This window comes from Rothia sp. HMSC076D04, from assembly GCF_001814645.1.
Lineage (GTDB): Bacteria > Actinomycetota > Actinomycetes > Actinomycetales > Micrococcaceae > Rothia > Rothia mucilaginosa.
This window is the reverse complement of record NZ_KV817368.1, coordinates 1-6,783: the sequence shown is the minus strand read 5'-3', so window position 1 is coordinate 6,783 and position 6,783 is coordinate 1. Positions and strand designations below refer to the sequence as shown.

The window sequence follows — 6,783 nt, the reverse complement described above, 5'->3', positions numbered from 1 at the left end:
AGTGGGTGCGGCATCGTTGCCAAGTGGCTCCGGGTAGGTTCGCTGCGATGGCTTCGACCAGGCCCAGAGAGCCTGTCAATTTTTCTGTGTATGGGGGTTAGAGGTAGGGGGTGATTCGGTCGGGGTAGGCGGTGGTGAGTTGGGCGAGGGCTTGTTTCCAGTTGGTGGTGGTGCGTCCTTGGATGAGGCGTGTGGGGGCTGTTCGTTTGTTGGCGGGTTTGCCTGCGTCTGTGAGGCGCTGGGTGGCTCGTTTGTCTTCGATGTTGCAAATTCCCAGCCACAGGAGTTTGATGGCGGCTTCTTCGCTGGGGAAATGCCCGCGGTTCTTGGTGATTTTACGTAGCTGGTAGTTCAACGATTCGATAGCGTTGGTGGTGTACACGACGCGGCGCAGCATGGGCGGGAACGCCAGGAATGGCGTGAAGCGCTGCCAAGCACGCTGCCAGGTCGCAACCGTTTGGGGGTAGCGTGCTCCCAGGTCGCTGGCCGCAAACTCTTCCAGCGCCGCTCGGGCGGTTTCTTCGTTGGGCGCGCTGTACACGCTCTTGAGAGCGGCTGCGACGGCCTTGCGGTCCTTGTAGGACACGAAACGCATGGACGCGCGGATTAAGTGAACGACGCAGGTTTGGACCATGGACTGGGGCCAGGTCGCTTCGATGGCTTCGGGCAGGCCAGCAAGTCCGTCGCAGCACACGATCAGGACATCGCGCACGCCCCGGTTGGCCAGCTCGGCGCATACGTGGGCCCAAAAAGCCGCTCCTTCATCGGCTTGGACCCAGATGCCCAGCACATGCTTGACGCCCTCCATGTCCACTCCCACCGCCAAGTGAGCGGCCCGGTTCTCCACGGTGTGATCGCGTCGGATTTTGATGCGGATCGCGTCCAGGTAGATCACCGGGTAGAACGCTTCTAGGGGGCGGTGCTGCCACTCCAGCACGGCGTCGCACACCGCGTCAGTGATCGTGGAAATCGTCCCGGCACTGACCTCCACGCCGATGGTGGAAGCCAGGTGATGACGGATATCGCGCACTGTCATTCCCCCGGCATACAAGCTGATAATCATCGCATCCAAGCCATCAAGGCGCCGCTGTCCTTTGCGTACCAGGCGTGGGGTGAAAGAGCCTGCCCGATCCCGGGGAACCTCGATCTCAAAGGCTCCCACCTCCGACATCACGGTCTTCTTCGTCGTGCCGTTCCTCGTGTTCGAGCGCGCCTGCGTGCTGGCTTGGCCCTTCTCATACCCCAAGTGCTCAGAAAGCTCAGCGGCAAGCCCGCGCTCCAAAGCCTCCTTCAGCAACGCGGGCAACAACCCCTGGCTGCCCGTCATCTCGACCTCGCCAGCATCAAGACGCTCAAACAACGCATCCAACGCCCCCGAGCGACGCAGCTCCTCCACAGCCTCACGCCCACTAGCGCCAGACACAACAACATCATCATCATTCATCATGCATCAATCCTTTCAAACAAAAAGACGGATACACAGACAATTGAACACGCCCGGCCCAGATGGGCGTCACTGGTCACCAGGCGCACGCCGGTGAGGCCTCGGGCGACCAGGTCGGCGAAGAACTCGTTCCACGCCGGGCCGGTCTCGCTGGTGGATACGCGCACCCCCAGTACTTCGCGGTGTCCGTCATTGTTGACTCCGGTGGCAACCAGGACCGCGCACGAGACGACGCGTCCTCCTTCGCGCACCTTCATGGTCAGTGCGTCAGCGGCGACGAACGTGAAAGGCCCAGCGTCGTCGAGGGGGCGATGGCGGAACTCGTCCACGTGTTCGTCCAGGTCGGCTGCCATACGTGAGACCTGGGACTTCGATAGTCCTGTGATCCCCAGGGTTTTGACGAGCTTGTCCATGCGGCGTGTGGATACTCCCGCTAAGTAGCAGTCAGCAACCACTGTGATCAAGGCGTTTTCGGAGCGTTTGCGGCGCTGCAACAGCCACTCTGGAAAGTAGGTGCCTGAGCGTAGCTTGGGGATCGCCACGTCAATGGTGCCGACCCTGGTATCCAGGGGCCGGTAGCGATACCCATTGCGCTGGGCCTGACGCTGCGGGTCTTGTTGGCCCCACTGGGCCCCGCACACGGTGTCAGCGTCCGCTGATAACAACGCGTTGATCACGTGCTGGAGCAGGGAACGCATCAAATCTGGGGACGCCTGGGATAACGCCTCGCCAAGCAGGCCAGCAGGGTCGATAATATGAGGAGCGGTCATCGTTGTGCCTCCAAATCGTTTCGAGTCAGAAGTAGAGAGCTTTCTCGAAGGATCACACGGTGACCGCACCCATATCAAACGGGCCGACCACCCACGGTTACACCACTATGCGGGACGCTACTCTTTCAACCGCTTAGTTACCGCCTGTTTGAGGCTAAGCGGTATATCGAAAACGTTGGTATATCAGTCAAAACATGGTGTGTTGCCGCCTCTACCGCCTAATTTCTAAAAAGTGTACACGCGAGTGTTCATCTTCCTACATATGCGTGTGTATATATAAAAGTTTTCGGTTTTAGGCGGTGAAGGCGGTAAAGGGTTGGGATTCGGTTGAGATACGAGGGAAAATGCTATACCGCTTTTGCATTTTCAGGCGGTAAACAGCCGGTATCAACGCCGATTAGGCGGTGAAAATCCTCCTCTGCAACCTCCCTCCCACGAGATCATGCACGAGCGAAGATAGTCATACGCCCCGAAGGGGCGTTGGATGATAGTCCTCGATGTTGGGTGATAGTCCCCCCTCCCCCCACCTCGACGACGGGCCTGAGTTTGGCTGAAAGGTAGGGAATAACATAGGGATTCGGTCTCGTCAGGGCAAAACAAAACCCGGTATCTCAGCGACTTTTCGTTGAGATACCGGGTTTTTCTGGTTGCGGGGACAGGATTTGAACCTGCGACCTCCGGGTTATGAGCCCGGCGAGCTACCGAACTGCTCCACCCCGCGGCGACTCATACAACTATACAGACCCCAAACCGGGCATGCAAGCCAAAAACGCGATTTGTAACCAAGCACACAAAAATAGGGGCTGTTGGGTAGAAAGCAGTTGGGTAGAAAGCAGTTGGGTAGGAATAGGGGCTACGGGGCAGTGCCAGGGGTAGAACATACAGGAACGGGGTGGAAGCGATACACTTCCACCCCGTTCCCGCAGAGATGTTCCCGCAGAGACCGCTAGAGCTAGTCGGTAGGAGCCGTATCCAGTGCAGGCCCCGGATCTAGAGCGAGGACGCTAGACCCGTGGACATCCGATCCCTGAGCATCCGGTATGCGCTACTCCCCCGCTGTCTCTTAGGCTTAGCGAGAAGCCGAGGCGCTGGGCTTAGCGCTAGCCGCTGCGCTCGGAGCCGCCGAGGCACTGGGCGTTGCCGATGCAGAAGCCTTAGCGGACGCCGCGCTCTGCGCCTCCTCGGCCTCCAGAGCCTTCTTCACGGCTGCCTCCAGACGCTTCTGAGCCTCACCGTATGCAGCCCAGTCGCCCTTCTTCATCGCCGCATCAGCATCGGTCATCGCCTTCGAAGCATCCGTCAGAGCCTGCTTCAGCTCCGAAGACTGCGAAGCCGAAGAACCTCCGGTCGAAGCACCCGAGGTACCCGAAGAACCAGACGCCGAAGCCGAGGGGCTAGCCGCCGAACCGTCCAGCTTCGCGCCCGAAGAGCCACCGAACACCTGGTTCAGCGCCTCCTCCAGAGTCGGAGCGAAACCGACCTTATCGCCGAAGCTCACCAGCACACGCTGCAGACGCGGGTACTTGGCGTCACCGCTCGACTGCACGTACACCGGCTGAACGTACAGCATGCCGCCGCCCACCGGCAGGGTCAGCATATTGCCGTTAATAACCTCAGACGAACCGCGGCGCAGCAGGTTCAGCTGGTTCGACACCTCAGCATCAGAGTTGAAAATGTTCTGAGCCTGGCCCGGGCCCGGAACCACCGAAGAACGCGGCAACTCCAGCAGACGCAGCTTGCCGTAATCGGGGCTACGCTCGCCGTCCTTACCGGTACCGGCATCACCATTAGCGGCAAGGAAGCCGTACATCACGTTACGAGAGTTCGAATCGCTCTGCTGAGGAATGAACGTGGTCGTCAACGAGAAGTGCGCACGAGAATCGCCGGGCATCTGCAGGGACAGGTAGTAGGGCGAAATCGGCTGGTTACGATCATTGGTCGGGTCGTTCGGAATCGACCAGACGTCGTCACCGGCATAGAAGCTATTCGCGTTCGTCACGTGGTACTTATTCAGCATGGTGCGCTGAATATTGAACATGTCAGTCGGGTAACGCACGTGGCTCATCAGCGAAGCGTTCATCTCACGGTAGCTCTTCACCGTGCCAGGGAAAACACCCTGCCACGCCTTCAGCACCGGATCCTCCTCATCCCACGCGTACAGGGTCACCGAACCGTCATACGCGTCCACCGTAGCCTTCACCGAATTACGGATGTAATTCACCGAGTTAGAACGCTGAGCACCCGCAGCGGTTGCCGCGTCCTGGGAGCTACCCTGCGCGTAGGGGAACTGATCGCTCGTGGTGTATGCATCCACGATCCACTGCACGCGGTTATTCACAATCGCCGGGTACGGCTTAGAATCCACGCTCAGGTACGGCGCCACCTTACGCACACGGTCCAGCGGGTTACGTTCGTACAGAATCTGCGACCCCTCACGCACCGCATCCGACAGCAGAATGTCAGAGGACTGGAACTTAATCGCATAGGACAGGCGAGCCAGCAGCGAATCAACGCGAGGACCACCGTAACCGGTGAAGGTGTACTTCGCATCGGAGGCGTTGGTTTCCTCAGCAGAAAGCGGACGGTCCAGCTCCAGGGTGTCGCCCTTACCGCCCACAATCGAATACTCCGGCGAGCTCGTGCCAAAGTAAATACGCGGCTCGTAATCCTCGCTCAGGGTACCGGTCGCCTTAATACCGGACTGCAGGAACTTCGGGTTACCCGCAGAATCCACCTGATTACCGTAGGCGGCAATCACGCCGTAACCGTGGGTGTACACCACGTGGCGGTTATACCAAGAATCACCGCTGGTCTGCGCCGGGTTCAGCTCACGAGCCGCCAGCACAGTATCCTGCGTGGTATTACCCACCGAATAGCGGTCCACCGCCAGCTGCGAATCAAAACGGTAGTACGGACGGAACTGCTGCATCTGAGCAAACGCCGAAGACACAACATTCGGATCCAACAGACGAATATTCGCAATGGTCGCGCTCGAAGAGCTCAACGCACCGGCACGGGTATCAATCGTCGCGTCATACGGGGTGGTCTCAATCTTGTCCAGACCGTACGCGTAACGGGTCGCATCAATATTGCGCTGAATAAACTTCGACTGAGCGCCCTGCTCATTCGGAACCACCTGGAAACGCTGAACAATCCACGGGTACAGGCCGCCAGCAACCACGGCAACAATCACCAGCATCGCGGTGCTAATCAGCGGCAGACGCCAACGATTTATCGAAGCCGCCACCACAAACATGATCGCCACCAGCAAAGCAGAAATCGCCAAAATAGCGTTCACCGGGATCGACGAGTTCACATCCGTGTACATTGCGCCAGCCCAGCGGCCCACCTGCTGCTGAGTCGACGAATAACGATCCAGCCAGAAGCTCACCGCACGAGTCAGCAAAAACACAGCCACCACAATCGCAGCGTGACGGCGGAATGCCGACGTGGTACTCACACCACCGGGCTGAACCTTAATACCGCCGTAGAAGTAGTGCATGAACAGGCCCGCGAGCGCCGACAGCACCACAGCGGAGGTCACCAGAGTCACCACCATGCGGAAGAACGGCAACGCAAACAGGAAGAAGCCGTAATCCAGGCCAAACTCCGGGTCAGTCTTACCGAAGGACTGCTGGTTGAAGAACAGCGCGACGGTGCTCCACTGAGTCATCGTCGCTGAAGCAATGAACAGACCCAACAGCAGCGGAACCACAATCAGCAGAACCTTACGCGCCTTATCCACGCTCTCGTGGTAGCGACGCATGCTCTCCTCAGCACGCTGCTGACCAAACACGTCACGCAGCATCTGCTCGGCAGCATCCGTGCCGCTCGTCGGCACGCTCTGATTCGGGTTCGGCGCCTCCTGCGGCTTCTTCTCGGACGCCGGCGCCACATCAGCATGACGGACCGCGTAGGACATCGAAGCCCACAGCGGCACAGCAATCACCACGGCAGCCACCACAAACACGGCTGCCTTCAACAAAATCTGGGTAGTGAACACGGTGCTATAACCCAGCTGATCAAACCACAGCCAGTCCGTGTACACCTGGGACGCACCCACAAAAGCAGCAATGAGCACCGCCACCACAGCAATCGTCGCCCTCAGGGGGCTACGACGCTTAGGCGTTGACTTCTTCGGCTTGGGATGCGCGGTGTTATTGGTCGACTCAGACACAATTCCTCGCTCATCATACGTTCAGAGAAAATAACTGCCTTTAAGTATCTCAGAGGTAACGCAGAAGGGCAGAACCTCGTAGAAGCTCGGGGCGAAATATGACCGGTTGAGAGGTTTTGGGGCGCGAAATGCTGAGATGAGAGGTGCTGGCGAGGATTACGGAGACGCAGACGAGGACAGAGAATAGGGCACAGAACAGCCCCGGTACCGTAATGAACTGCCTCCCGTTTCTTGGACAACGAAAATAAAGTCCAAGAAACAGGAGGCTTTTCATGTCTATAAATCTGGGAATGAGACACGATCGTTTGCTTCGGAAACAGGCAGCGCAAATGTTTGAGAGGGGATTTGGCTATGGTTCGACCGCCAGCAGGCTTGGTGTGTCTGCCGCGACT

2 protein-coding genes, 1 tRNA gene and 1 pseudogene are annotated in these 6,783 nt (G+C 58.6%); all 4 read right to left on the bottom strand.

All coding sequences use genetic code 11. The annotated features are described in order from the left end of the window. Positions 1-97: 97 nt before the first annotated feature. On the bottom strand, positions 98-1,447 hold the full coding sequence (locus tag HMPREF2980_RS04530; protein ID WP_049341892.1) for an IS256 family transposase: 1,350 nt from the start codon (positions 1,445-1,447) through the stop codon (positions 98-100). A gap of 53 nt (positions 1,448-1,500) precedes the next feature. Then, positions 1,501-2,214: pseudogene (locus HMPREF2980_RS04525) on the bottom strand (IS256 family transposase); the annotation flags it as partial. 644 nt (positions 2,215-2,858) lie between these two features. Further along, positions 2,859-2,935: transfer RNA gene (locus tag HMPREF2980_RS04520), tRNA-Met, on the bottom strand. Positions 2,936-3,283: 348 nt separating this feature from the next. Then, on the bottom strand, positions 3,284-6,391 hold the full coding sequence (locus HMPREF2980_RS04515; RefSeq protein ID WP_070690378.1) for a UPF0182 family membrane protein: 3,108 nt from the start codon (positions 6,389-6,391) through the stop codon (positions 3,284-3,286). Between the last annotated feature and the right edge of the window lie 392 nt (positions 6,392-6,783).